The organism is Rossellomorea sp. FM04394, from assembly GCF_041889765.1.
In the GTDB taxonomy this organism is placed as follows: domain Bacteria; phylum Bacillota; class Bacilli; order Bacillales; family Bacillaceae_B; genus Rossellomorea; species Rossellomorea aquimaris_B.
The window spans coordinates 3,151,673-3,177,672 of record NZ_CP168654.1; the positions used below are offsets into that span (position 1 = coordinate 3,151,673).

Sequence of the window (26,000 nt, forward strand, 5' to 3'; positions counted from 1 at the left end):
CAGCAGTTGAATTATGAACGATATTCTCCTGCTGAATTTACTGCTGAATTCACCGCAATATTCACCTGTTAAAATCCCCTCGATATTCTCCTGCTGAATTCATCGCAATATTCACCTGTTAAAATCCCCTCGATATTCTCCTGCTGAATTCACCGCAATATTCACCTGTTAAAATCCCCTCGATATTCTCCTGCTGAATTCACCGCAATATTCACCTGTTAAAATCCCCTCGATATTCTCCTGCTGAATTCACCGCAATATTCACCTGTTAAAATCCCCTCGATATTCTCCTGCTGAATTCACCGCAATATTCACCTGTTAAAATCCCCTCGATATTCTCCTGCTGAATTCACCGCAATATTCACCTGTTAAAATCCACCTAATATTCTCCTGCTGAATTCACCGCAATATTCACCTGTTAAAATTCCCTCGATATTCTCCTGCTGAATTCACCGCAGTATTCACCTGTTAAAATCCGTTCATTTTTCAACAGGCAAAACCCTCTCCAAACAGCAAAAAGGTGCCAGACCATTGTCTGACACCTTCCAATTGAGTGTATTACCCTCTCAACTCGGCTCCTGCTTTTTCCTTCACTGTTTCCAGTACTTTATCATGTACTTTCACTACTTCTTCATCCGTCAATGTCTTCGCCGGATCGAAGTACTTCAAGGAGAACGCAAGGGATTTCTTGCCTGCTTCCATATGCTCCCCTTCATAAAGATCGAAGACGGACACTTCCTTCAGAAGCTTGCCTCCAGCGTCTTTAATGATCGATCCAAGCTCCCCGGCTTTCACATCCACGTCCACTACAAGCGCGATGTCTCTTGTAATCGATGGATGACGCGGGATTGGCGTGTAGCTTAATGCCGGCTTTTCATAATGGAAGATTGGAGATGCCTTCAGCTCGAACACATAGGTTTCGTTCAGGTCCAGCTCTTTTTCCGCTTCCGGATGAATCGCTCCTACAAAACCGATGACTTCATTGTCCAGTAGAATTTCAGCCGTTCTTCCCGGGTGCATGCCATCTACAGCTGCCTGGCGGTAAGAGACTGCTTCAGAAACGCCGATTTCTTCGAACAGCCCTTCAAGGATACCTTTCGCAACGTAGAAGTCAGCAGGTTTCTTCTCTCCCTGCCAAGGATGCAAGTGCCATAGGCCCGTCAAAGCCCCTGCGATATGCTCCTCTTCCTTAGGAAGCTCTTCTCCTGGTTCCTGTAAGAAAACGGATCCCACTTCATAAAATGCAAGTGAGTCATTTTGACGTGCTTTATTGTACGAAAGCACTTCAAGAAGCTGTGGAATGATGCTTAAACGGAGATTGCTTCGCTCTTCACTCATTGGCATCAATAAGCGGACAGGCTCTCTTACGTCCAGTGCATATTGGGTTGCTTTCTTATCGTTTGTCAGTGAATACGTAATCCCTTGCAGGAGTCCTGCTCCTTCTAAATAACGGCGGACCGTACGGCGTTTCAACTGATGATTTGATAATCCGCCAGGTGTTGATTCTCCCTTGGGCAGAGTCATTGGAAGGTTGTCATAACCGTAAAGACGTGCCACTTCTTCAAGTAAATCTTCAGGAATGGTAATATCCCCTCTTCTTGTAGGAGCCGTTACAACAAACGTTTCTCCATTGACCGTAACATCAAATTGAAGTCGGCGGAAGATATCTTCGACTGTGTCAGTTGAAATGGATGTTCCCAGTGAAGAATTGATTTTTTCTAATGTAATCTCGACTTTAACTGGTTCAACGTCCAGTTCGTTGAATAATACAGTGCCTTCAAGCACTTCCCCCTGTGCATATTCTGCCATCAATTGAGCCGCTCTTTCGCCTGCTTTCAGGACACGGTCAGGGTCCACTCCCTTTTCATAACGGGTGCTCGCTTCACTTCGCAGTCCGTGGTCTTTCGAAGCTCCCCTTACGATCGCACCTGTGAAATAAGCCGCTTCAAGAAGGACAGTCGTGGTATCGTTCTGGACCTCTGAATTCGCTCCACCCATCACTCCGGCAAGGGCAACAGGCTCACTGCCATTTGTGATCACCAGCTGGCTGCTTGATAGGGTTCTTTCTGCATCATCAAGTGTGACGAATGTCTCCCCATCAGTCGCACGACGAACAAGGATTTCCTTTGAACCAAGTCGATCGTAGTCAAATGCATGAAGCGGCTGACCATATTCCAATAATACGTAGTTCGTAATATCGACTACATTATTATGTGGTCGGATCCCGGCTGAGATCAACGCATTTTGCATCCATAAAGGAGATGGGCCTATTTTGACATTTTTAATGATTTTAGCACCGTATAGAGGATTATCTTCTTTCGCCTCTACTTTTACCGATACATAATCCGATGCCTTTTCGCTGCTTTCGGATAACTCCGTTTTAGGAAGTTTTACGTCACGATCCAAAATGGCTGCTACTTCATACGCCACTCCCAGCATGCTTAAGCAATCAGAACGATTAGGCGTTAAGCCCAATTCAAGGATCGCATCATCAAGATTCAATAATTCCACAGCATCTCTGCCTACTTCAGCATCATCCGAGAATACATAAATTCCTTCTGCATGTTCTTTTGGTACGAGCTTGCCTTCCACCCCAAGCTCTTGCAGGGAACAGATCATACCGTGAGATGCTTCGCCGCGGAGCTTGGCTTTCTTGATTTTGAAGTTACCCGGCAGGACCGCTCCAACCTTTGCAACAGCCACTTTTTGACCCTTCGCCACGTTTGGTGCCCCGCAAATGATTTGAGCAGGTTCTTCCTCCCCTACATCCACTAAGCATTTATTTAATTTATCCGCATCTGGATGGGGCTCACATTGCAGGACATGGCCGACGACGACATTTTTGATTTCTTCCCCGATCCGTTCTACACCTTCTACTTCAATCCCGCTTCTTGTAATCTTCTCTGCTAACTCTTCAGGTGTGACACCCGATAAGTCTACATAATTTTCTAACCATTTATATGAAACAAACATGTGTTAGTACCTCCTACCGATTTTCTTTTACTCTTGAGTTCCGAACTGAGTGACAAAGCGCGTGTCGTTTGTGTAGAAATGACGGATATCATCGATTCCGTATTTCAGCATGGCAATACGTTCAGGTCCCATTCCGAATGCGAAGCCTGTATATTTCTTTGAATCAAACCCTGCCATTTCGAGAACGTTCGGATGAACCATTCCAGCCCCAAGGATTTCGATCCAGCCAGTTCCTTTACATACACGACAGCCTTTTCCGCCACAGATTTTACATGAGATATCCATCTCGACAGAAGGCTCTGTGAATGGGAAGAAGCTCGGGCGCAAACGGATTTCACGATCTTCGCCGAACATTTTCTTCGCAAATACATTTAGTGTTCCCTTCAGGTCACTCATGCGGATGTCTTCGTCGATGACAAGCCCCTCGATTTGAGTAAATTGATGAGAGTGTGTTGCGTCATCTGTATCCCGGCGATACACTTTCCCCGGACAGATGATTTTAATCGGTCCTTTACCTTTAGCCATTTCCATCGTTCTTGCCTGCACAGGTGACGTATGGGTACGCAGGAGGGTTTCTTCTGTAATATAGAAGGAATCCTGCATGTCCCTGGCCGGGTGTCCCTTAGGAAGGTTCAGGGCCTCGAAGTTATAATAATCCTTTTCCACTTCAGGTCCTTCAGCAACGGTGTAGCCCATTCCGATGAACAGGTCTTCGATTTCTTCGACAATCATCGTAAGCGGATGATGATTCCCTTTTTTCACAGGACGCCCGGGTAACGTGACATCGATGGTTTCAGATTGAAGCTTCTTTTCAACCGCTTCTTTTTCAAGAACGGCCTGTTTTGCTTCAATCGTTTCTGTAATCGCTCCACGAACTTCATTCGCAAGGGCTCCCATCTTAGGGCGCTCTTCTGCTGAAAGTTTCCCCATGCCTTTCAGAGCTTCGGTTACAGGTCCTTTTTTCCCCAGATAAGCTACACGGATATTGTTCAGTTCTTTTAAGTCCTGTGCTACGTTCACTTTTTCGATTGCTTCTTGCTGAAGGGATCGTAATTTGTCCTCCATTTATACTTCCTCCTTTAATGTATATCGTCCGAATGATCGTACCGGGTTGGTTTAAAAACAAATAAAAAAACCCCATCCCAAAAAGGGACGAGGTTTATATCGCGGTACCACCCTTATAAGCATATCTATAGGCTGCAGACATACTCACTTCATTCGGATAACGGCTTTGCCGGAGCATCTTTACATTCATCAAATGAATGGTCCCGATGCCAACTCGAGAGGTGAAATCTTCACATCATGTTTTCTTAAGGATGCTTACAGTCCAGGGCATCCTCTCCCTTGAAGAAGGTCATGTGCTACTTTCCTCTTTCAACGTTTTTAAGTTATATGTGCATTATTATAGTGAATTTCCCGCCATAATTCAAACCTTTTCACGAAATTCACTGCCCATTTTTAAAATAGTATAATAAAACCCCTGCAGCGATCGCTACATTTAATGATTCACTCTTTCCATAGATAGGAATATAAAGGTTTTGATCGGTCTCCCTTAAGAGCTCTTCCGACATGCCATTCCCTTCGTTTCCTACGATGAGGGCATAAGAAGATTGTGGCTTGATCGTGGTATACTCCACACCTTCTTCAAGAGCCGTCCCATAAACGGTGATGCCGCGCTCTTTCAGTGCTGATATGGTTTCAGGTAATCCCCTTCTGACAATCGGTATATGAAAGTGACTTCCTTGTGCAGAGCGTAATACCTTAGGGTTATATGGGTCAACCGTCCCCTTGCCTAACACAATCATGTCAATGCCCGCTGCATCGGCCGTGCGAATGATCGTCCCGATATTCCCGGGATCCTGAAGGCCATCGAGAAGCATGAATGTTGCTGCCTTTTCAATATCATACTCATCTTCTTTTTGCTTACATACGGCAAAGATACCTTGAGAGGTCTCCGTATCAGACAAAGCTTTACCGACTTCTTCTGAAACCATGGTGATGGAAATGGAGTCTACCGTCCATTTCTGCGGCAGATCGATTCCCTCCACTTGAATCAGTTCAAGGACCGTATCCTCCTGCTTTAATGCTTCCTCCACCAGGTGAAAGCCTTCAATTATGTATGTACGGGATGAATCCCGTTCTTTTTTTGTTAATAATTTTTTCCACTGCTTCACAACAGGGTTTTTCGAGGATTGAATATACTTCAATCGTATCCGCTCCTTTAAATTACTATTCAACGTCTCATTATACCTTAACTTTCCTACATAATAAATTCAATCCTGAGACAAGATAACAATGAATTCCTCATCCTATCGAAAAAGGAGAAATGTGTGATGAATCTTAACTTACGAAAAGCGATCATACACAACGTATCTGGTAACAACCAGGACGAGCTGAGAGATACCATCGTTGACGCAATCCAGGGAGGAGAAGAAAAAACCCTTCCAGGTCTCGGTGTACTCCTTGAAGTCTTCTGGCAAAACGCAGATCCCCAGGAACAAAAAATGGTCCTCGAAACATTGGAGGAATCATTGCAGCAGCAGCAACCACAGTAATGACTTGGGTAACCCTGAAAATGGGTTGCCCTTGTTTATTTCCACCCTCCATATTAAAATCTTCCCCTTATTAGTTTTACTGCATCTCTTTCAGTGGTAATGAAAAAATACATAAGTAAACGGAAGGGGAAAAGGATGTATGAGTCAGAAGAAAAGCGCATTAGTGATCATCGACATGATTAATACGTTTGATTTTCAAGGCGGAGAGGAATTATACGAAAACACGTTGAAGATTGTAGGAAATATACATGAGTTGAAGACAAAAGCGAAAAAAGCTGGCATGCCGATTATTTATGTAAATGATAATTACGGTCTATGGCAGGACAATATGAATGACATCATCGAGCATTGCAAAAAGAAAAAAGGAGAAACCGTAATCGAAAGACTTCACCCTGATACAGATGACTATTTTATCATCAAACCGAAGCATTCCTGTTTTTTCGGGACGCAGCTTGATATCCTCCTTCACCAGCTGGATGTAAAACACCTGATCTTAACAGGAATCGCAGGGGACATCTGTGTACTCTACACCGCCAATGATGCCTATATGAGAGAGTATGAACTATCGATACCGAAGGATTGCATGGCTTCAGAAACAGATGAAGACAATGAGAGTGCCCTTCGCATCATCAAGAAAACGATTGACGCCGACATGACCCTATCGAATCAAATGACTTTATAAGGACAACTACACCATCTCATGAAAAAGAGACCCTAATCCGATAGGGTCTCTTTCCTTACAATCAATCAAATGTAATTTTCGCCACTGTATCTTTATCTAACTTCTTGATCACTTCTGTAATTAATTTAACCGCATTCTCATAATCATCGCGATGAAGCATCGCTGCATGGGAATGAATATAGCGGGTCGCAATGGTGATCGACAAAGCAGGAACTCCGTTGGCCGTTAGATGAATCGCCCCGGAGTCAGTACCACCGCCGGCGATGGCATCAAATTGATACGGAATGTTATGCTCATCCGCTGTATCTGTTACAAAGTCACGAAGCCCTTTGTGAGAAACCATGGATGCATCATACAGGATGATTTGAGGGCCTTCACCCATTTTACTTGATGCTTCCTTGTCAGAAACGCCAGGTGTATCTCCTGCAATTCCAACATCTACACCAAAGGCAATGTCAGGCTGGATTTTAGCTGCGGAGGTTCTCGCACCGCGCAGACCTACCTCTTCTTGCACTGTACCTACACCATACACCACGTTAGGATGTTTTTGATCTTTCAGGTTTTTCAATACATCAATGGCAATCGCACATCCGATGCGGTTATCCCATGCTTTCGCAAGGAGCATTTTTTCGTTGTTCATCACTGTGAATTCGAAATGAGGGACAACCATATCCCCCGGCTTCACACCCCACTCCTGTACTTCCTCACGGCTTGAAGCACCGATATCAATAAACATATCTTTAATATCAACCGGCTTTTTACGGGCTTCCGGAGGCAGGATATGTGGTGGTTTTGAACCGATTATACCCGTTACTTCCCCTTTACCCGTCACGATCGTCACACGCTGGGCAAGCATGACTTGTGACCACCAGCCGCCAACTGTTTGAAAACGCAGGAACCCTTTGTTGTCGATTTGAGTGATCATGAAGCCGACTTCATCAAGATGCCCGGCCACCATGATCTTAGGTCCGTTTTCGTCGCCGACTTTTTTAGCGATCAAGCTTCCAAGATTATCTGTTGTGATTTCATCTGCAAATGGCTCTATGTATTTCTTCATTACGTTTCGTACTTCTCGTTCATTACCCGGTACACCTTTTGCATCGGTTAAATCCTTGAGCATTGTCAATGTTTCATCTAATTTTGTCACTATTTCGACCCCCTAAATGTTGATACCCTACCATTATACTAAAATCTGTCGGATTCATCAAAATTTCCTGAATCTTCTTTACTGTCCGGAAGTAGATGTCACCGATTAATATCCTTCTTTTTGACGAGTATAATTCACTTCATTCTTCTTTACATACGCTTCGAATACCTCTTCATGGGAGAACCCTAACAGTTCACCCAAATACACATAATGCCTGAACAATTGTTGGAAATGCCCGACCGAACGTTCTTCAGCAAAGTGATTCGCCGATTTGAATACTTCCAGGAATTGTTTCGTGACATCTTCATTTCCGAAATTCGTTTCCCCTAAATCAAACTGCTGGATACCGATTTCAAGCCCCAGGGAGAGAATAAAATGAATTCCGTCTACAAATTCTTCAAGGATCACTTCCTTTGATGAAGATGATTTCTTACTCCAAAACTTAAAGCTTCTCGTTTCATTGGCCAGTTCCCCAACTTCGACAAGCAGTGCAAGGATCTTCTTTTCAATTAAATCTGCATTCTGCAACCCGTGTTCTTCTTCGATATGCTGATCCAGCTTCTCCTGCATGTCCAATAACTTTTCAATATTCATGACGTTTTCTCCTCTCACGATGTCTATATTTTTTATGTTCTCTCTTAGTATGACAAATTTTCAAACAAATTTTAAATAAAATGAAACCTTTTTCTGTTTTTATCGTAAATAATAGGAGAATACTTATGCCTAGGGAGGTAATGGTAATGCTTTGGCTTATTCGGTTAGTGATTTTTTCCCTTATTGTTTATCTATTATACCGCAGTGTGAAATACATTATGGACCCAAAGCGAAAACTGGAACTTGCCCAGGAGCAGAAACGCTTTTACTTTCTCGATGATCAGGAAAATGTACGTAAGAATTTTCACGTAACGTATAAAGGAGTTCTTTTTGAAGGAGAAAAATATTTAGGGGCAACAGAAGAATCCTTCGAAGTGGTTTCCATCTTTCTTTGGTCAACAAATATCTCTTCATTAAAGGGGTTTACCCAAGAAGATTTTCAATACCTACAAAATGAAATCAGAGAAAGATACCCGAATGCAAAGTTGGATTGGAAAAGTCCCATTCGTGAATTCCTTCAAAAAAAGCAGTAAAAAAACGGCTGGTCAGCCGTTTTTTATTTACCCGGAAAGAACTCTCTCCATTCAATCACTCTTACTTTTTCTCTTAGAAGGTAAAATAGAACGATGAGTGCCAGGAAAATCATGACGAGTATAGGAGGGGAAAATTGTTTGATGTATTGACCGAAAACCGTGTAAAAAAACGCCAGGGGAATATTTGAAATTACAGAGGCTCGGATGAAAGGCTTAAGCTTTTTCTTCCGTTCAAGTAAACATAGGTTCAACAGCTGATAATGGACAAAAGGAATTAACCGCAGTATGGCGATTTGACCGGTTGTGAGAGTAGCATTTCTTCCAAACCATTTCTCCTTCAATCTCAGGAGCTTTTCATAAAAAGATGTAAAGCTCTTTATAACAAAATAAAAAGTAACAGATAAGAGCGTTAATCCAATCAATGAGTACAGAGTGCCGAATATACTTCCGAAAAGCACTCCTCCCGCCATACATACAAGGGCTACCGGAATGAACAAAAATTGCCTTAGGATATGAAACAAGATAAACAGAACAGGAGCCATATACCCGCTAGCTTCCATGAGGGCGAATGCAGCAACCAACCGTTCGTCCATGGCTAAGGTGACCTCCTTCTGCTTTTCTAAGTTGTTTATACGTACTCTCTATATAGTATGTAAAGAAGACGGGTTAAAGAATGAAAAATTTAATTTCTACAATTTAGTATTCAGCCAGATAAACAGTACACTATGAAGCATGACGAGAAGCGGGAACCCGAAAGCAAATACTTTATGTTTCGTTTTATGTCTGTATACCTTCATTCCCATATAGGCGCCGATGCTGCCACCCAGAATCGCGACCTGCCACAAAGTACTCTCCTTGATGCGATATTCATTCCGCTGCGCTTTTCTTTTATCCCTGCCCATGATGATAAAGCCGATGATATTGATGACAATGGCATATAGATATAAGATACCTGTAATTGTATCCATGATTTCTACCTGCTTTCTGAATTGATTATTGATATAAGAAGGTTCTTCTCGTAAAGTTTGTTACTTTCTTAAAGAAGAAAGTAGTAGTTGATTTCCGCTCCAGGATGCTCGCTTTCCGCGGGGCTGGCGGTGAGCCTCCTCTGCTGCGCCTGTGGGGTCTCACCTGTCCAGCTATTCCCGCAGGAGTCGAGCATCCTGCAGCGAGAATCAGCTTTCTGAGCATGTAACCTTAATGGAAAACAATTTAAAAAAGAGTCTTAACAAACAATTTAATTTAAGGTAAGGAAAGATAGATTTTCCTTTTATGGAAATTATTTTTTAGTAATATTGTTTTCTTGCACACCGTGAAGCTCTGTCACGAAAAAACTAATAAAAATGGTGAGGGGAACTGCGTAGACTCCTACGGAAGTACGGGCGTGCCGAGACCCCGGAAGCGAAGCTGAGGAGGCTCGGCCGAACGTCCGCGGAAAGCGGAGCAGTTCCCCTCACCATTCAGCACATACTAATGGACAGAGGCTAAGCGAATAAAGCCTATAAGAAAGGACCGGCCAGAGGCCAGTCCTTTTTTTGTCTGCTAGCTTAGCAGGTTATTATTTGTTTAGTTGAGCTTTAGCAGCGTCAGCTAATTGGTTGAATGCTTTTTCGTCAGAAATCGCAAGCTCAGCAAGCATTTTGCGGTTTACTTCGATACCAGCAAGCTTCAATCCGTGCATTAAACGGCTGTAAGAAAGACCGTTCATACGTGCAGCCGCATTGATACGTGTGATCCATAATTTACGGAAATCACGTTTCTTTTGGCGACGGTCACGATAAGCATACATGTATGATTTCATGACTTGTTGATTTGCTACTTTATATAAAGTATGTTTTGAACCGAAATAACCTTTGGCTAATTTAAGAACTTTTTTACGACGTCTGCGTGTTACTGTTCCGCCTTTTACGCGTGGCATAATAATTCCCTCCTGTTTCTATTACTTCTTATTTTAGGTTGTCAAGCATATGACGAATGCGTTTGAAATCTCCTTTAGAGACAACAGCCGCTTTACGTAGCTTACGCTTTGCTTTAGTAGATTTGTTTGCGAATAAGTGGCTTGTGTAAGCGTGTGAACGTTTAAGTTTACCAGAACCTGTTTTCTTGAAACGCTTAGCTGAGCCGCGGTGAGTTTTCATTTTTGGCATGTGCTTTTCCTCCTCGGGTCCTCTTATTTTTCGTTAACTGGTGCAAGCACCAAGAACATACTGCGACCATCCATTTTCGGTTTTGATTCAACGGTTGCTACATCTTTACACTCATCTGAGAAGCGATCCAGAACGCGTTGACCAATTTCTTTGTGCGTGATCGCACGACCTTTAAATCGGATTGACGCTTTAACTTTGTCTCCTTTTTCAAGGAACTTACGAGCGTTACGAAGCTTAGTGTTGAAATCATGCTCATCAATCGTCGGGCTTAAACGCACCTCTTTAAGATTGATGATCTTCTGATTCTTACGCGCTTCTTTTTCTTTCTTCTGTTGTTCAAACTTAAACTTACCGTAGTCCATGATACGAGCAACGGGTGGTTTTGCATTTGGAGCAACAAGAACAAGATCAAGATTTACACGTTCAGCAATTTCAAGAGCTTCATTCTTGGTTTTAATCCCAAGTTGCTCACCATTTTGATCGATAAGACGTACTTCACGGGCACGAATCGTTTCGTTTAAGATCATGTCTTTGCTAATAATTAGCCACCTCCAAGGTTTATTAAAAGAATACACGGCTTTGGTCGACGCACTCGCTTCCTTTTTTTGCATGCAACACACAAAAAAAGATGCGAGTGTCGAAACACCCGCACCTGATTATTAAGCATATATAAATGGCTTTAATAGTCAATCACATACCTGTAAACAGCTTTAAAGCGTTATTCAGGTGAGAAGCGGGTAGCTTCTACTTGTACCAAACTGTATTCAATTCACCTTAGATACTATATCACATGACAAAACCGCTGTCAAATAATCATTTAATATCACAACGTATTTCATAATATCAGACATCTAAGGAGAGTGCAACAGTTTTTTTGAATTTTATATGGGAGGGACGGACCTTGATGCAAGGTCCGTCCCTCTTCCTCGTTTTATCGTTTTGCTTCTTTTGTGATGTGGCCGATAAACTCTTCAAGGGAGATCGTTTCTGATTTCTGCTCTCCGTATTTACGGACGTTGACAGCCGTTTCCTTGATTTCATTGTCACCCACCACAAGCATGTAAGGGACTTTGCTCATCTGTGCTTCGCGGATTTTGTAGCCGATCTTTTCATTACGGTCATCGATCTCAATGCGTAATCCTTCAGCTTGCAGCTTTTCCTTCACTTCTTTAGCATAGTCAAAGTGAACATCCGGAGAAACCGGGATCACCTGGACCTGTGTCGGAGCGAGCCAAGTCGGGAATGCCCCTTTGTATTCTTCGATCAGGAAGGCCACAAAGCGTTCCATCGTGGATACGACTCCACGGTGGATGACTACCGGGCGATGCTGTTTCCCATCTTCTCCTACATATGTTAGATCAAAGCGCTCAGGAAGTAAGAAGTCCAGTTGAACAGTGGAGAGCGTTTCTTCCTTGCCAAGTGCCGTTTTCACTTGAACGTCCAGTTTAGGGCCATAGAATGCCGCTTCCCCTTCTGCTTCAAAGTACTCAACATCCAGTTCATCCATGGCTTCCTTGATCATTCCCTGTGCACGGTTCCACATCTCATCATCATCAAAGTACTTCTCAGTATCCTCGGGGTCACGATAAGAAAGACGGAAGGAATAGTCATTCAGATCAAAGTCTTTGTATACTTCCTGAACGAGGCGCACGACACGCTTGAATTCTTCCTTGATTTGATCCGGACGGACAAAGATATGGGCATCATTCAACGTCATCCCACGCACACGCTGCAGTCCTGACAGGGCACCTGATAACTCGTAACGATGCATCGTACCAAGCTCGGCGATACGGATCGGAAGCTCACGATAGCTGTGAATGCCGTTTTTGTAAATCATCATATGATGAGGGCAGTTCATAGGGCGAAGAACAAGGTCTTCGTTATCCATCTCCATGACAGGGAACATGTTTTCCTGATAGTGATCCCAATGACCGCTTGTTTTATAAAGCTCAACGCTTCCCATTACAGGAGTGTACACGTGATCATAGCCTAGGCGCTCTTCTTTATCCACGATATAGCGCTCGATGATGCGACGGATCGTTGCACCTTTAGGAAGCCACATCGGCAGACCTTGTCCCACTTTTTGTGAGTTCATGAACAGGTTTAATTCTTTTCCGATTTTACGGTGATCACGCTCTTTCGCTTCTTCTAAAAGACGAAGATGCTCTTCCAGGTCTTCTTTCTTGAAGAAAGCTGTACCGTAGATCCGTTGAAGCATTTTGTTATCGCTGTTTCCGCGCCAATATGCCCCGGCGATGCTTAACAGTTTGAATTCTTTAATTTTATTAGTGGACGGAATGTGGATCCCACGACATAAATCGAAGAATTCACCTTGCTCATAAATAGAGACTTGCTCGCCCTCCGGAATCGCCTCAAGCAATTCGAGCTTATACTCGTCACCGATTTCTTCATACATTTTCTGCGCTTCGTCACGGCTGACTTCATTACGGACCACATCTAAGTTTTCACCAGTGATCTTCTTCATTTCTTTCTCGATCAGCGGCAGGTCCTCTGGTGTAAACGTGTGCTCGGAATCAATATCATAATAAAACCCGCCTTCGATGACCGGCCCGATCCCAAGCTTTGTTTCAGGGTATAAACGTTTAATCGCCTGTGCCATTAAATGGGCTGTACTGTGACGAAGAATTTCCAGTGCATCTTCTCCTGGAGGTGTAACGATTTCAATCGCTCCATCTTCCTGGATCCCCGTACGCAAGTCGATTAATACTCCATCTATCTTACCAGCGAGCGCCTTCTTCTTCAGTCCGGGACTGATGGACGCAGCAATTTCTTCTGTTGTGGTCCCCTTGGGAAACTCCTTGACATTTCCATCGGGGAACTGAATTTTCACTACTTCTGACATGTGGTTTCACTCCTTAAATAATCTCTATAAAACATAAAAAACCCCGCCCCTTCACGTTTGAAGGGACGAGGTTAATAAGTAAACTCGTGGTTCCACCCAACTTCTCATTGTGCACAAAAGTACAGACAATGACTTCATTGAAAACGAATAACGACATTTAGCCGTCAACCAATACTTTGGATCCAAGCGGATTCCGTTCATGATTGAAGTTCCGAGGTGGTAAATATCACTACCGAATTAGGAAGCTTGCAGCCGAATGACTTCCCTCTCTGTGAATGGAATAGGAATATTGTTGTCCTCATCATAACCTTTATTTATTGACTTATTATGTAGGTATTATAATTGGTTATGTTGTGAAAAGCAAGTGCCTATTCATTCGCGATATCCCAGGAAGGATAAAGGAGTGGATCGGGAAAATAACTCAACGGCAGCAGATCGATCCGTTCTTCAAAAATATTCTGAAGCGTCCTGATCAATTGATGGTCGCCGTTTCCATACACAAGTATCTTTTCCGGGGCAAGTGATAGTAACGGGGCAATGGTGTACGAATCAACGTATAACGGGTGATTGGTCAGAAGGCGTTTATCGATCGCCTTTGTCAGTTCCTGCCTTGTCACCTCTTTCATGTCTTCATCAAAGAAACGAAAGCCGTAACCCGTCGAGTACAGATGGATCGTGCGCATTTTCTGCTCCCTTGATGCCAGATACTCCCGCAGCATGTGAACAAACATTTGATATTCCTGCTCCATCTTATATTCGTCGATGGCAAGATCCACCATGAGGAGCAGTCTCTCCTGGAGCTTCTTCAGCCTGAACTTGCTAAAGGAGTCGAATGATATCGGTGCCTTCCCTTCCAATAAAAGCTCCAGGCTGTCATGGACGTATTTGGACTCGTCCCATTCCCCGATCAGCTCCATCAATTCGGGCCGTTCCCCCATCCTCATTTCTGATACGATTTCTAATATTTGATTGATTTCATCAACATCTTCATAGAAGTAATTTCCCCTGAGGGCTGATTCGGACCAGTCCATGCATTTATCATTTAAGACAAAGTGGGAAACCCCATTGAACAGTTTTTCTTTTTCCTTGAAGAAGGGGGAAACCTCTATCGTCAGATTATAGTGAGTTGTATGTTGAAATAGTGTTTCATGAAACCATGATTGTATGAACTCTTTATTGAGGTATTCTTGAAGCTTTACCGCATCATTTTTTTGCTTAAAAATAAATTCAATCAAACTTTCTCGCCTCCTTAAACCCAATTCCCTGATTTATATATATGGGAGGCTTGTATAAATTAGAAGTTGATGAGTGAATTTAATTGTCTCTTTTCTTTTGTAATGGATTCCATGAAGATGCTTACGCTTAAGTGCGCGCTGACTGAATCCGGCCGATTTCGCCGATAATCCGGCCGCTTCTTTCGAAAATCGGGCCGTTCCTCTTTAAAATCCAGCCGAAATCAGTAATAATCCAGCCGTTTCCATTAAAAATCCGGCCGTCTTACAATAATTGTTAATTCACATTAGGCTGAATCAGCTCCATAAAAAAAGAAAGGAGCATCGCATGCGACTCTCCTCTCTTTTAAGCTATTCTCTTCTATTCCTTCCATCAATCAACACAGGCTGGGACAAGTATTTAATCCGCTCCATGATCCGTGCAGCCTTGAGTTTTTCTTCTTCTCCTCGTTGGCTGTAGGTCAAGTGATGGGTCAGCTCGTTGAAGTTGAAGTTGGATGTGAAGAATGTCGGCAGGTTCTCAAGCATTCTGTACTGGAGGATCGTCCCCAGGATTTCATCCCTTCCCCAGCTGGACATGGTTTCTGCACCGATGTCATCCAGCATGAGGATCGGTGCAGATTTCACCATTTCCAGCTTTTCATTTACCGAGTTATCTCCCAGCGATTGCTTGATTTCTCTGAAGAACTCGGGAACGTAAACAATCAGGGACGCTATTTTTTTCTGGGCAAGTTCGTTGGCCATTGCCCCTAACAAATAGGACTTACCAACTCCGAACTTCCCGTAAAAATAGAGTCCTTTCATTTTTTCTCCTTCAGAATAATTCTCTACGAAATTCTTCGCCAATCGCACAGCTTCCAATCGGCTTTTCGAATCGAGGTCCAGGGTTGAGAAGGAGGCCTGTAAAATATCCTTCGGCACATACAGGCTCTTGATAAGACGCTGGGCGCTCGTTCTTTCATCGTGAATGACCTTTCGAGGGCAGCGATGGTAATCGATGTCGATGGTGTTGCCCCTGATCACTAAGTGGGGATCATACCCCTCCATCATATTCTTACATTCCTGTAAAGAAGGGCAGTAACGGCACTCCTTACTTTGAGAAATGTATTCATATAACTTCATCAGACTTTCATTGACCATTTCACCTGTTACGAGGCCTTCATTTCTTCGAATAAAATCTTTCACATCATTGTTTTCTAGAATCTCTTTTTTCATTTGTTCATATCTTTGTTGAAACGAACCAGAAGCCGCCAACCTTTTCAGGGTGTTATTTATTCTTTCCACCGCTACGTTCACCTACTTCCGAAAATTTTTAAGCTCTTCTTCGAGTTTTTTCTTCTCTGCCTCGAAATCGTATCCTTCCTGAGAGGATTCGTTTTCTTTCTCCGTTTCCTCTTCCTTGAACCATTCCGGGAGTTTTTCTGTCCGGATCGGCTTTCTTCGTCTATTCGTTTTCGTTTCCTTTTTCCCTTCAGCCCACTCAAGGTACTGCTTGTGTTCTTTCTTAGCTAAATCCATTGCTTCACTTGCAGTCGTAACCTTTTTCCTCGACCAATGAGAAGCGATTTTTTCCATATATCCCTTTGTCAGCTTCATGTCTGTCTTTAATAAAACATATTGTATAAGGACGTTCATAACACCTAGCGGCAGCTTCTGTGACATGAGCACCTCTTCCACGGCCTGCAGGTCAGACTTGGAAGGTGAACCGCCATTCGAAATATCAGATAGTACGTCTTTTGGAGACGTGTTTTCCAGGTATTCAATCAGCTCTTCTTCTTTGGAGAGGGGTTTATTCGCTGGTGCAGGTTTCTTGACCCCGATTCTGGTAGTCAAATCGGGCAATTGATCACCTGTTTGAAGCCCATACCAATCCCGTGCGGTTTTACGCAATAATTCTATATCGATGGTATCATCTGCATCCAGGGAACTTAAGACGATATTTTTCATTTGAAGGGGATCAATCCCATATAAATAACTCAGCTTTAGGACCGTTTCCTTCACGGTAGCTGTAAAGGCTTTTCTCGGAACCATGGATTCGGATAGCCCTGCCAGCAATAACTGAAAATCAAAATCGATTTCGTCTAATGGAATCCCTTCATTCTTTCCATATTTCATATATTGTTCACCAGACTTGGTTTCTGAATCCACATTTGCATCATGGTGAAGAAAATTAATTTGCTCCGATGTGAAAACATCTTGAAAGGATCGAGTGATATTCGAGTACTGCTGTTTATCAACCGTTTCGTCAGTAAAAAACTTCTTCAAACGCAAGTAATGAGTTCTGCCGATTTTCCGGTAAAGATACACATTCAACATACCATCATGAAAGAATTCCTGAGGAGAAAGGGGAGGCTGCAGTTCATAAAGAAAGCTGCGATCCCCGTTGTCCCTTTTTTCATATGCCTTTAACAAGCCGATCCCCTCAAGCTTCATCCGCGCTTCGTAGACGTCCTGAAGATTCACGGACAGAACGTTCATAAGGTGATAATGGGTGGAATCAGTCGACCAGAGCCGATTTTCTTCCACTTCTCCCCATAAACTCATATAAAGACTGTAGCAAACCGGACCAATTAAAGGCTGGTACAGAAATGTAATGATTTTCCGATCATATTCCTGAAGCATCCCATTTGTCCCTACCGTGTAGGGATCGATTGGCTGTATTTCATTCCAATGCTTCTTCATCATAGTTGGATTCTACCTTTCAAAGAAATAAAGAGAAAAGAGCTAAAGAATTACATCTTCAGCTCATTCTTCTACTCTTTTTTTATTAATTCTTTCAGTTCGTCTATAAATACATTAATATCCTTAAACTGTCGATATACAGATGCAAAGCGTACGTATGCAACTTCATCTACCTTGGCAAGTTGGTCCATGACCATCTCCCCGATCTTTACGGATTCCACTTCAGAAGCACCTTGATTCCGGAGTTCCTTTTCAATATCCGTAGAGATCTTTTCTAATCTTTCAAGAGGCACCGGGCGCTTCTCACAGGCCTTGATCAGCCCTCTCAAAATCTTCTCTCGACTAAACTCTTCTCTTACCCCTTCTTTTTTCACCACAATTAAAGGAAGCTCTTCAACCTTCTCGAAGGTCGTGAAGCGGAACGTGCATTCTTCACATTCTCTTCTTCTCCTGATCGAACGTCCTTCATCAGCAGGCCGGGAGTCGACCACTCGGGTACCATTATGCTGGCAAGACGGGCATTTCATAATATCAGCTCCGTTATTACATACTATTACTTTCATCATATAAAAAAGCTGCGCTATACACAAGCTTCTATGGGATTTACCGTTATTTCACTTTTGTCAATTCGCTTTCAAGCTTCTGATAATAATGGCTGATCTGCGCTTTTAATACCGTATATGTACCAAAGATCTTCCCTTTCTCTGCACTCACCTTGAAATCGACTGCCGTTTCAAAAGGTCTTACCGTGATGACGGTTGCGACGATGAATAGTTGGGGAGTCCCATTTTTACGGACCGTGATTTCCCCTCTGTCCTTTGACTGGGAAATTACCTCATACTCAGAGGATGAGAATAACTCTAATACTGCATTAAATGCACCTTGATGCATGGATTTATAATATCGTGACTGCAGGTCTTTATCTTCGTGCTGATCAGATGTCTCACATTCTGATTGAAATCGTTTAAACAGGGTACGTATTCCGCTCATATAAAGTTCCTCCCTTTATTTACCCTTATTTTACACGAAAACCACACGAATGAAAATTCAAAATCAAATCATATACAAAGCATAAAAAAAAGAGATGCATCTAACCATGCATCTCTTCTGAGTTATTTTCGATTAAAGGGCTTGAGCCTGAGACTTTTTAACTTGTACCGGACCCATACCACGTGGCAATTCGATTGTTTCACGCGTGTCAGCACCCAGAGCATCTGCAATATATTCAGCAGCGATGTTAGGATCTAAATCACCGCAAGTATATACATCAATACTGGCATAACCATGTTCAGGAAAACTGTGAATAGTCAGATGTGATTCTGAAATGATCACAACTCCACTAACACCTTGAGGAGCAAATTTATGGAAAGCTACCTCACGAACTTCTGCACCTGATTTAAGTGCAGCATCGACGAATGTTTTTTCAATTCCTACTACATCGTTTAATTTTTCAAAATCGCAACCCCATAATTCTGAGATTACATGACGACCCATTGTTTCCATTGAGTGTTTCCCCCTTTGACATAATTTTTTTCGTCAAAATGAACGAATCCTTTGGCAAAATCTTAACTACCACGGGGGAAAGTTAGTCCGAAGAGGTCCTAACCCTTTAAGTAGTTAAATCAGTATTCATTTGCTAATAAGAAGTTCACGAAAAATAGTATACTTTGTTTAAAAGTGTTTTGCAATAAATTTTTATAAACTTTTTTAAGTGGATATTACGAATTCCTCTTTCACTTTTTGACAAATACAATACTGTAGTAATTTTATATTCTAATCGTTGACCGTTCCTTTCCGCTTCAGGCACAAGATTCCCGGGGGAGGAAGTCGAGCCTCCTCGGGCTTTGCCCTGCGGGGTCTCGACTTTTCCTCTATTTCCCGCAGGAGTCAAGTGCCTTCCGCTGCAATCCACTCTGTGATACTACACTTTTTCTAACTATAATAAACTTAAAAAAGCACTTTGGTAGAAAGTTGTTCCTATATCTTTCTGCCAAAGAACACCGATATACTCACTTGTGAAAAGCAACAAATTTACGATAAGCGCCTTTAATAAATTTCACAAGAAAAAGAACGCACCATAAAAGGTACGTTCTAAGGATGCAGCTTATTGTTTATGTTGGTTCTTTCAAACGTTTACTTCTTGTTTGGCGTTCATTTTTGATGCAACGAATTTAGCCAGATCGACGACGCGGCATGAATAGCCCCACTCGTTATCGTACCAGGCCAGTACCTTCACTTTTCGATCTCCCATTACCATCGTGGATAACCCGTCGATGATCGCTGAATGGGGATTTGTATTAAAGTCGATCGATACCAATGGTTCTGTTGTGTATTGCAGCACTCCATGTAAAGAACCAAGGGATGCTGTAATAAATGCTTCGTTGATTTCTTCTACTGTTACGTCTCTTTTCACATCTACAACCAGGTCCACTAGTGAAACATTTGGTGTAGGCACGCGTAATGCCATTCCGTGAAGCTTGCCGTTTAATTGAGGCAGAACCAATGACAATGCTTTTGCTGCTCCAGTCGTTGTCGGAATGATCGACTGGCCGCACGCTCTTGCTCTTCTCAAATCTTTATGTGGATTATCAATATTTTTTTGGTCATTTGTGTAAGCGTGGACTGTTGTCATTAGTCCGTTTTCAATACCAAATTGCTCATCTAATACCTTCGCAACCGGCGCTAAGCAGTTCGTTGTACAAGATGCATTTGAAATCACGCTGTGTTCTTCAATATTTAATGCGCTTTCATTTACACCCATAACAATCGTAACGTCTTCATTTTTACCCGGGGCCGTCAGGATGACTTTTTTGGCACCCGCTTCTAGATGCAGGCTCGCTTTGTCTTTTGAATTGAATTTTCCTGTTGCTTCAATCACGATATCGATCTCTAATTCGTTCCAAGGCAATGCTTTAGGATCACGATTGCTTAATAGTAGGACACGTTTCCCGTTGACGATGAGTGCGTCATCTTCTGTTATCACATCTGCCTGGAATGTTCCATGATTTGTGTCATACTTTATTAAATGGGCTAGCGTTTCAGCCGGGTAGCTTGCGTTAATGGCTACAACCTCTAAGTTTTCCTCTAATATTGCTTTTCTGAAAACCATTCTTCCAATACGTCCAAAACCATTGATTGCAATTTTCGCCTTCATAAATCCGGCTCCCCTCTATATTAATGTTATACTTATATGTTTATTTGCTAAAAATAGTATAACATATTTAGAGAATTAGTTAATAAGTATTTTGCGGATTTTTAATGTTTTATTATTCTGACAAATCGGCTTATTGAATGTATATTTTTGGGGTATGGATTCATGCATTGATATTGATTTAAATATTGACCGTTCCTTTCCGCTGCAGGCACTTGCTTTCCGCGGGGCGGGCGGTGAGCCTCCTCGGCTGCGCCTGCGGGGTCTCACCTGTCCCGCTATTCCCGCAGGAGTCAAGTGCCTTCCGCTGCAATCCACTCTGTGCTGATATATGTTTAGTGCCTATACATTTGAAAGACAAACACCTTAAAGCCTCTCTAGTTACGATTAGAATTTCTCCTATATACAAATACAAACCAAAAATCAATATTTATCGCCATAACTACTAATTATCTAGCGGACCATAATAAAAAGCCGACAAGAGGTTTCTTGTCGGCTCATCTGTCATTCTATGGTTTTAGATTCCACTCCACTAATAGTGCATCAAGCTGTTCTTTGGTTTCATGTAAAGAACCGTTGTTGTCGATGACTGCGTCGGCAAGGTTTGCTTTGTCCTTTAAGGGGGATTGGGAAGCGATGCGTGCTTGTGCTTCTTCCCTTGTAAAGTGATTGCGTTCCATCAGACGGGATAGTTGGGTTTCTTCGTTGACGTATACCACGAGCGTGCGATCAACCATCCACGTCAAATCGCTTTCGAATAAAAGCGGGATATCCATGAAAATAGTGTTTTTACCAGCTGCAATGGCTTCATCCTTATGTGCAAGCATCATGCTTCTGACGGCAGGATGCACGATTCCATTTAGCTTTTTCCGTTTTTCTTCTGAGTTAAAGATGATTTGACCGAGTTTTTCCCGATTGATGGTTGAATCGTGATCGTGCAATATGTGTTCACCGAATTCTTCCACAATCGCTAGATAAGCAGGCTGATCAACTTCAACCACCATTCGGGCGGCAAGATCGGCGTCTATTATCGTATATCCTTTTTCATTTAACATAGTGGACACTGTACTTTTACCGCTTGCAATGCCACCTGTTAATCCTATTATGGTTGCCATTATCGAATTCCTTTCTACCTCAGCCACTAAAACCGCAGGATCCCTATAAGGATCAGCAGAACCCCTGGAATAAATGATACTCTGTGAATCCATCGTAAATGAGAGAAGAATTCTCCCATCTTCAATCCTGAGAATAAGAACGTGAAGCTCATCACCAGGATTGCCAACGTAAGTAATAATGGCGAGAAACTTAATAACGCGGCACCAATTCCGGCACCGAATGCATCGAGAGATAGGGCGATTCCAAGCATGAATGCCTCGATTCCTGTTATCGTACCCGATCTATCAAAGTCTGCCGTTAACGGCCTTCTTAAAATTTGGATCACCAATCCTATGGATTTAATCTCAAAGTTAATCAACGTCTTTTCTTGGGATAATACCGTTTCTTTTTCCGGTCTAAAGAACTGGTACAGTACGGCCGCTCCTATTACAACCAGAATCAGGCCGCCGATTCTGCCGGCCCAAACCGGTGTGATGATGGCCCCGATGGTTTGACCAAGCAACATGGCTACCAATAAAGAGCTTGCCGAACAAATGGATATGATGCTGATTGATTTTGTAGGGATCTTCACTTTTCGTAATCCGTAGGTTAAACCGGTGCTAAAACTATCTAGACTTACAGCAAACGCCAGCAGTAATAAGGAGATTGTTTCACTCATCTAATAGCCCTCCCAAAAATCATTACAATACTATATGGTAAGGGCTTATCAGATGTTAATTGTTCTCTCTAACGTTGGCAATCGGGACAATAGTGTGTCCCCCTCCCTGCTGAAACCTTCTTCTCAATGGGGGTACCACACTTACGGCAAGGTTCTTCTTTCCGACTATATACGTAGAGGTTCTGTTGGAACATCCCCATTTGTCCTTGGGAATTTACGTAGGATCGAATCGTACTTCCACCCATTTCAACCGCTTCTTCCAACGTTCGGATTATTTCCTGGTGGAGCCGCTCAATTTCTTCCTGTGATAGGGATTTCGACTTCCGGTCGGGATGTATACCCGCACGGAATAATGCTTCATCTACATAGATGTTCCCCAGTCCCACAAGAACGGTCTGATCTAATAATGTGGCTTTTACAATTCTCTCTGTCTTGCTCAACTTCTCTGTTAAGTAGTCTGTTGTAAACTCGGATTGGAATGGCTCAGGTCCCAGCTGCAGGAGGGGAAGATGAAGTAATTCCTCCCCTTTCCTGAATAGATGCATCGTTCCGAATTTCCGGACATCGCGGTATCTGAGTTCCGTGTTATCCGTAAAATGAAAGATGACGTGGGTGTGCTTTTCAATGGGATCCCCACTATCGGACAGGTTATACTTCCCCTCCATTCTCAAGTGAGAAACAAGGGCCACGTCGTTTAAATAAAAGATCAGGAATTTCCCTCTTCTTCTCATTTCAAGAATTTCCTGCCCCTTCAGGCTATGGACAAATTCATCGGATTCGTCCGGGTTTTTAATCATTTTAGGCCAAAAAACCGAAACGTCCCTGATCTTCTTTCCAATCACAAGAAGCTCAAGCGTCTTTCTGACAGTTTCTACTTCAGGCAGCTCAGGCACTATGCCGCCACCTCCTTCTGAAAACTCTACTATTTCGCGTCGTACCACGTTTGGCCGTATGAGTAATCGACCTTTAACGGAACCTCCAGCTCCATTGCATTTTCCATCACTTCAGGAACAATCTTCTTCAATACTTCAATTTCTTCTTCAGGTGCTTCAAAGATCAATTCATCATGTACCTGTAACAATAATCGGGATTGAAGATTTTCTTCTTTTAATCGCGCTGCCATATCAATCATCGCCTTCTTGATGATATCCGCTGCACTTCCTTGAATCGGTGTGTTCATCGCTGTACGTTCAGCGAAGCTTCTCAGGTTGAAATTACGGCTCGTGATTTCAGGGAGGTAACGTCGTCGATTCAAGAGGGTCGTGACATACCCTTTCTGTTTTGCATCCTGAACGATGTCATCCATGTATTCTTTTACACCAGGGAAGCTTTCTAAATACTTCTTAATGAATTCCCCTGCTTCTTTACGGGTGATATCCAAGCTTTGAGAAAGACCGTAGTCACTGATTCCATAGACGATTCCGAAGTTAACGGCTTTCGCATGTCTTCTCATATTGGATGTGACCTCGTCCTTCGCCACCCCGAAGACGTCCATCGCTGTTTTCGTATGGATGTCCATGTCATTCCTGAAGGCTTCAACTAATTTTTCATCCTTGGCAATATGAGCAAGTACTCGCAGTTCAATTTGAGAATAGTCAGCAGCGAACATCACCCAGCCTTTTTCAGATGGAATGAACGCCTGGCGGATCTTTCTCCCTTCCTCAAGCCTGATCGGGATATTTTGCAGGTTAGGGTCTGTCGAGCTTAACCGGCCAGTTTGTGTAAGGGCCTGGTTGAATCGTGTATGAATCTTACTCGAATCTTTATGGACGACCTTCAATAACCCTTCTAGATAAGTGGATTGTAACTTCCCTAACTGACGGTAATGCAGGATATGATCAATGATTTCATGCTTGGACTGAAGTTTTTCAAGTACGTCAGCAGAAGTGGAATAACCGGTTTTCGTTTTCTTCACGACCGGTAATCCCAGTTTTTCAAAAAGGATCACGCCAAGCTGCTTCGGAGAATTGATGTTAAAGCTTTCGCCGGCTTGTTCATGGATATTCTTTTCTAATTCTTCCAAGCGGTGAGCTAATTCATCCTTCATGGCGAGCAAACGCTCCTGGTCCACTTTGACGCCAGTGAATTCCATCTCGGCCAAAATAAGAGCAAGTGGTAATTCTAACTCGGTAAATAATTCATAGAGATCATTTTCTTTCAACTCTTCCATACAAGTGTTCTTTAACTCATGCAGAATGAATGCTTTTCGTGCAAGATGCTCTGATAGAATGTCAGTAGAAGGGATTTTCTGCTTCGCACCTTTTCCATAAACCGCTTCATCCGATTCGATCGAAGGCTGACCGTGTCCTTTTGAGATGGAAGCGAAATCTTCACTGGATTCAGAAGGATTAATAATATAGGACGCTAACAGGAGATCGAACTCAATCCCTTTCATATCGATTCCTTGTCTTTTTAAAGCAACCACGGTTTCCTTCGAATTGTAAACATATTTCGCTGCACTTTCATTTTCAGCCCAATCCTTAAAGGCTTCTGAATTCAATGCGGTTTCAAGTGTAAAGAAAATCGTGCCTTTCTCATTGTGCAGGCTCATCCCGATTACTTCTCCGAGGTGATAATTCTCCTCTAGCATTTCGATGTATAATGAGCTCTCGTTTGTAAGATGTTCTTCTTTGATGGTTTCGACTATTTCAAAGGAGATATCATCGAGTTCCTGTGGCTCATCCTGAACGGTTTCACCCATTTTCTCCAGTAGTGAGTTGAATCCTAGATCCCGGTAAACTTCCTTCAGTTTCCCTTCATCCATTCCATCATAATTCAACTCGTCCACTCCAATTTCGATCGGGGCTTCTCTGAGGATGGTCGCCAGCTCCTTACTCATGATCGCTTGTTCTTTATTTTCCTCCAGCTTTTCTTTTAACTTTTTCCCACTGACCTGATCGATGGAGTCAAGCAGTTTTTCAAGGGAATCAAATTCTTTTAAGAGCTTGATTGCCGTTTTCTCACCTACACCCGGCACGCCTGGAATATTATCTGAGCTATCCCCCATAAGACCCTTCATATCGATGATGCGATCAGGAGTGATTTCCCACTTTTCTTTTATATGCTCCGGGGTGTACACTTCGATATCCGTTATGCCCTTTCTCGTAATACAAACCGTCGTAGTCTTCGAGCTTAACTGTGTTAAGTCCTTATCCCCGGAATACACTTTTACCTCAAACCCGTCAGATTCGGCTTGCAGAGAGAGCGTTCCGATAATATCATCCGCTTCATAGTTTTCTTTTTCATAGCGTTTAATTCCGTAAGCATCCAACAGCTCGCGGATATATGGGAACTGCTCTGACAATTCCGGTGGCGTCTTTTGTCTGCCGCCTTTGTATTCCGTGAATGTCTTATGTCTGAAAGTCGTTTTTCCGGCATCGAACGCGACTAAAATGTGTGATGGTTTTTCGTCTTCCAATATTTTTTGCAGCATGGTGGTAAAACCGTATACTGCGTTTGTATGTACACCTTTGTCGTTATTCAACAAAGGCAGTGCGAAGAATGCACGGTAAGCAATGCTATTGCCGTCAATCAATACTAATTTTTTGGACATGTAAGTACCTCCTGTAAAGGCTTCTGTTTCTATATGTTTATTCTATCATGTTGGGGAATGAAAGGAAAAATGGGGACCTTATAATCGATAAAGGGGAGAATAAGATCATATCAA

At 42.8% G+C, this 26,000-nt stretch carries 25 protein-coding genes and 1 other annotated feature; of the genes, 3 read left to right on the forward strand and 22 right to left on the reverse strand.

Annotated features, from left to right (window positions below):
- Positions 1-558 precede the first annotated feature (558 nt).
- From pheT to ACCB35_RS15970, 3 genes are all read right to left on the reverse strand, one after another.
- Positions 559-2,973 (reverse strand): phenylalanine--tRNA ligase subunit beta, encoded by a 2,415-nt coding sequence (gene pheT / locus ACCB35_RS15960; protein WP_374054449.1) that lies wholly within the window; start codon positions 2,971-2,973, stop codon positions 559-561.
- Positions 2,974-3,000: 27 nt separating this feature from the next.
- A complete protein-coding gene (gene pheS / locus ACCB35_RS15965; RefSeq protein WP_044340456.1) occupies positions 3,001-4,038 on the reverse strand; it encodes a phenylalanine--tRNA ligase subunit alpha in 1,038 nt (345 codons plus the stop codon).
- A 380-nt stretch (positions 4,039-4,418) separates the two neighbouring features.
- A complete protein-coding gene (locus ACCB35_RS15970; RefSeq protein ID WP_374054450.1) occupies positions 4,419-5,180 on the reverse strand; it encodes a TrmH family RNA methyltransferase in 762 nt (253 codons plus the stop codon).
- 126 nt (positions 5,181-5,306) lie between these two features.
- Between ACCB35_RS15970 and sspI the strand changes: the two genes are divergently transcribed.
- Complete coding sequence (gene sspI / locus ACCB35_RS15975; RefSeq protein WP_044340454.1) at positions 5,307-5,528, forward strand: small acid-soluble spore protein SspI; 222 nt, start codon at positions 5,307-5,309, stop codon at positions 5,526-5,528.
- Between the two features lie 139 nt (positions 5,529-5,667).
- Entirely contained in the window at positions 5,668-6,210 is a 543-nt protein-coding gene (locus ACCB35_RS15980) for a cysteine hydrolase family protein (protein WP_374054451.1), read from the forward strand.
- A gap of 61 nt (positions 6,211-6,271) precedes the next feature.
- Here the strand turns inward: ACCB35_RS15980 and ACCB35_RS15985 are convergent, their stop codons facing one another.
- Together ACCB35_RS15985 and ACCB35_RS15990 are read right to left on the reverse strand one after the other, a co-directional pair.
- Positions 6,272-7,357, reverse strand: coding sequence for a M42 family metallopeptidase (locus ACCB35_RS15985; RefSeq protein WP_374054452.1), 1,086 nt, complete (start codon positions 7,355-7,357; stop codon positions 6,272-6,274).
- Between the two features lie 105 nt (positions 7,358-7,462).
- Positions 7,463-7,951, reverse strand: coding sequence for a dUTP diphosphatase (locus ACCB35_RS15990; protein ID WP_044340451.1), 489 nt, complete (start codon positions 7,949-7,951; stop codon positions 7,463-7,465).
- Between the two features lie 146 nt (positions 7,952-8,097).
- Here ACCB35_RS15990 and ACCB35_RS15995 point away from each other — a divergent pair, with 146 nt between their 5' ends.
- Positions 8,098-8,484 (forward strand): sigma-w pathway protein ysdB, encoded by a 387-nt coding sequence (locus ACCB35_RS15995; protein ID WP_374054453.1) that lies wholly within the window; start codon positions 8,098-8,100, stop codon positions 8,482-8,484.
- A gap of 23 nt (positions 8,485-8,507) precedes the next feature.
- Here the strand turns inward: ACCB35_RS15995 and ACCB35_RS16000 are convergent, their stop codons facing one another.
- From ACCB35_RS16000 to polA, 17 genes are all read right to left on the reverse strand, one after another.
- Complete coding sequence (locus ACCB35_RS16000) at positions 8,508-9,077, reverse strand: TVP38/TMEM64 family protein (protein WP_374054454.1); 570 nt, start codon at positions 9,075-9,077, stop codon at positions 8,508-8,510.
- Between the two features lie 96 nt (positions 9,078-9,173).
- A complete protein-coding gene (locus ACCB35_RS16005; protein ID WP_374054455.1) occupies positions 9,174-9,452 on the reverse strand; it encodes a DUF1294 domain-containing protein in 279 nt (92 codons plus the stop codon).
- Between the two features lie 590 nt (positions 9,453-10,042).
- Positions 10,043-10,402 carry a 50S ribosomal protein L20 gene (rplT, locus tag ACCB35_RS16010; RefSeq protein ID WP_034757014.1) on the reverse strand — a complete coding sequence of 120 codons (360 nt, stop codon included), beginning with the start codon at positions 10,400-10,402 and terminating at the stop codon, positions 10,043-10,045.
- Positions 10,403-10,430: 28 nt separating this feature from the next.
- Entirely contained in the window at positions 10,431-10,631 is a 201-nt protein-coding gene (gene rpmI, locus ACCB35_RS16015) for a 50S ribosomal protein L35 (RefSeq protein ID WP_032087387.1), read from the reverse strand.
- Between the two features lie 23 nt (positions 10,632-10,654).
- Entirely contained in the window at positions 10,655-11,158 is a 504-nt protein-coding gene (gene infC / locus ACCB35_RS16020) for a translation initiation factor IF-3 (protein ID WP_044340447.1), read from the reverse strand.
- Positions 11,159-11,247: 89 nt separating this feature from the next.
- Positions 11,248-11,387 (reverse strand) — a sequence feature (ribosomal protein L20 leader region).
- A gap of 175 nt (positions 11,388-11,562) precedes the next feature.
- A complete protein-coding gene (gene thrS / locus ACCB35_RS16025; protein ID WP_374054456.1) occupies positions 11,563-13,494 on the reverse strand; it encodes a threonine--tRNA ligase in 1,932 nt (643 codons plus the stop codon).
- Between the two features lie 368 nt (positions 13,495-13,862).
- The gene (locus tag ACCB35_RS16030; RefSeq protein ID WP_374054457.1) at positions 13,863-14,729 is read right to left on the reverse strand and encodes a putative sporulation protein YtxC; all 867 of its coding nucleotides are present in this window, start codon (positions 14,727-14,729) and stop codon (positions 13,863-13,865) included.
- 348 nt (positions 14,730-15,077) lie between these two features.
- Positions 15,078-16,010, reverse strand: coding sequence for a primosomal protein DnaI (gene dnaI / locus ACCB35_RS16035; RefSeq protein ID WP_374054458.1), 933 nt, complete (start codon positions 16,008-16,010; stop codon positions 15,078-15,080).
- Positions 16,011-16,022: 12 nt separating this feature from the next.
- Positions 16,023-17,408, reverse strand: coding sequence for a replication initiation and membrane attachment family protein (locus ACCB35_RS16040; RefSeq protein ID WP_374057044.1), 1,386 nt, complete (start codon positions 17,406-17,408; stop codon positions 16,023-16,025).
- A gap of 71 nt (positions 17,409-17,479) precedes the next feature.
- Positions 17,480-17,935 (reverse strand): transcriptional regulator NrdR, encoded by a 456-nt coding sequence (gene nrdR / locus ACCB35_RS16045; RefSeq protein WP_044340490.1) that lies wholly within the window; start codon positions 17,933-17,935, stop codon positions 17,480-17,482.
- Positions 17,936-18,017: 82 nt separating this feature from the next.
- Complete coding sequence (locus ACCB35_RS16050) at positions 18,018-18,398, reverse strand: cytosolic protein (protein WP_374054459.1); 381 nt, start codon at positions 18,396-18,398, stop codon at positions 18,018-18,020.
- A 132-nt stretch (positions 18,399-18,530) separates the two neighbouring features.
- Positions 18,531-18,911, reverse strand: coding sequence for an adenosylmethionine decarboxylase (speD, locus tag ACCB35_RS16055; RefSeq protein WP_034756998.1), 381 nt, complete (start codon positions 18,909-18,911; stop codon positions 18,531-18,533).
- A gap of 622 nt (positions 18,912-19,533) precedes the next feature.
- Entirely contained in the window at positions 19,534-20,562 is a 1,029-nt protein-coding gene (locus tag ACCB35_RS16060; protein WP_374054460.1) for a glyceraldehyde-3-phosphate dehydrogenase, read from the reverse strand.
- A gap of 506 nt (positions 20,563-21,068) precedes the next feature.
- Complete coding sequence (gene coaE / locus ACCB35_RS16065; RefSeq protein WP_374054461.1) at positions 21,069-21,674, reverse strand: dephospho-CoA kinase; 606 nt, start codon at positions 21,672-21,674, stop codon at positions 21,069-21,071.
- Positions 21,675-21,700: 26 nt separating this feature from the next.
- Positions 21,701-22,333 carry a sporulation membrane protein YtaF gene (ytaF, locus tag ACCB35_RS16070; protein ID WP_374054462.1) on the reverse strand — a complete coding sequence of 211 codons (633 nt, stop codon included), beginning with the start codon at positions 22,331-22,333 and terminating at the stop codon, positions 21,701-21,703.
- 68 nt (positions 22,334-22,401) lie between these two features.
- Complete coding sequence (gene mutM, locus ACCB35_RS16075; protein WP_374057045.1) at positions 22,402-23,226, reverse strand: DNA-formamidopyrimidine glycosylase; 825 nt, start codon at positions 23,224-23,226, stop codon at positions 22,402-22,404.
- Between the two features lie 29 nt (positions 23,227-23,255).
- Positions 23,256-25,886 (reverse strand): DNA polymerase I, encoded by a 2,631-nt coding sequence (polA, locus tag ACCB35_RS16080; protein WP_374054463.1) that lies wholly within the window; start codon positions 25,884-25,886, stop codon positions 23,256-23,258.
- Positions 25,887-26,000: the final 114 nt, after the last annotated feature.

Coding starts and splice junctions, on each gene's coding strand:
- pheT (WP_374054449.1), bottom strand. CDS start 2,973: ATGTTTGTTTCATATAAATGGTTAGAAAATTATGTAGACTTATCGGGT.
- pheS (WP_044340456.1), bottom strand. CDS start 4,038: ATGGAGGACAAATTACGATCCCTTCAGCAAGAAGCAATCGAAAAAGTG.
- sspI (WP_044340454.1), top strand. CDS start 5,307: ATGAATCTTAACTTACGAAAAGCGATCATACACAACGTATCTGGTAAC.
- ACCB35_RS15980 (WP_374054451.1), top strand. CDS start 5,668: ATGAGTCAGAAGAAAAGCGCATTAGTGATCATCGACATGATTAATACG.
- ACCB35_RS15990 (WP_044340451.1), bottom strand. CDS start 7,951: ATGAATATTGAAAAGTTATTGGACATGCAGGAGAAGCTGGATCAGCAT.
- ACCB35_RS15995 (WP_374054453.1), top strand. CDS start 8,098: ATGCTTTGGCTTATTCGGTTAGTGATTTTTTCCCTTATTGTTTATCTA.
- ACCB35_RS16000 (WP_374054454.1), bottom strand. CDS start 9,077: ATGGACGAACGGTTGGTTGCTGCATTCGCCCTCATGGAAGCTAGCGGG.
- ACCB35_RS16005 (WP_374054455.1), bottom strand. CDS start 9,452: ATGGATACAATTACAGGTATCTTATATCTATATGCCATTGTCATCAAT.
- rplT (WP_034757014.1), bottom strand. CDS start 10,402: ATGCCACGCGTAAAAGGCGGAACAGTAACACGCAGACGTCGTAAAAAA.
- rpmI (WP_032087387.1), bottom strand. CDS start 10,631: ATGCCAAAAATGAAAACTCACCGCGGCTCAGCTAAGCGTTTCAAGAAA.
- infC (WP_044340447.1), bottom strand. CDS start 11,158: ATGATCTTAAACGAAACGATTCGTGCCCGTGAAGTACGTCTTATCGAT.
- thrS (WP_374054456.1), bottom strand. CDS start 13,494: ATGTCAGAAGTAGTGAAAATTCAGTTCCCCGATGGAAATGTCAAGGAG.
- ACCB35_RS16040 (WP_374057044.1), bottom strand. CDS start 17,408: ATGAAGAAGCATTGGAATGAAATACAGCCAATCGATCCCTACACGGTA.
- nrdR (WP_044340490.1), bottom strand. CDS start 17,935: ATGAAATGCCCGTCTTGCCAGCATAATGGTACCCGAGTGGTCGACTCC.
- ACCB35_RS16050 (WP_374054459.1), bottom strand. CDS start 18,398: ATGAGCGGAATACGTACCCTGTTTAAACGATTTCAATCAGAATGTGAG.
- speD (WP_034756998.1), bottom strand. CDS start 18,911: ATGGAAACAATGGGTCGTCATGTAATCTCAGAATTATGGGGTTGCGAT.
- ACCB35_RS16060 (WP_374054460.1), bottom strand. CDS start 20,562: ATGAAGGCGAAAATTGCAATCAATGGTTTTGGACGTATTGGAAGAATG.
- coaE (WP_374054461.1), bottom strand. CDS start 21,674: ATGGCAACCATAATAGGATTAACAGGTGGCATTGCAAGCGGTAAAAGT.
- ytaF (WP_374054462.1), bottom strand. CDS start 22,333: ATGAGTGAAACAATCTCCTTATTACTGCTGGCGTTTGCTGTAAGTCTA.
- polA (WP_374054463.1), bottom strand. CDS start 25,886: ATGTCCAAAAAATTAGTATTGATTGACGGCAATAGCATTGCTTACCGT.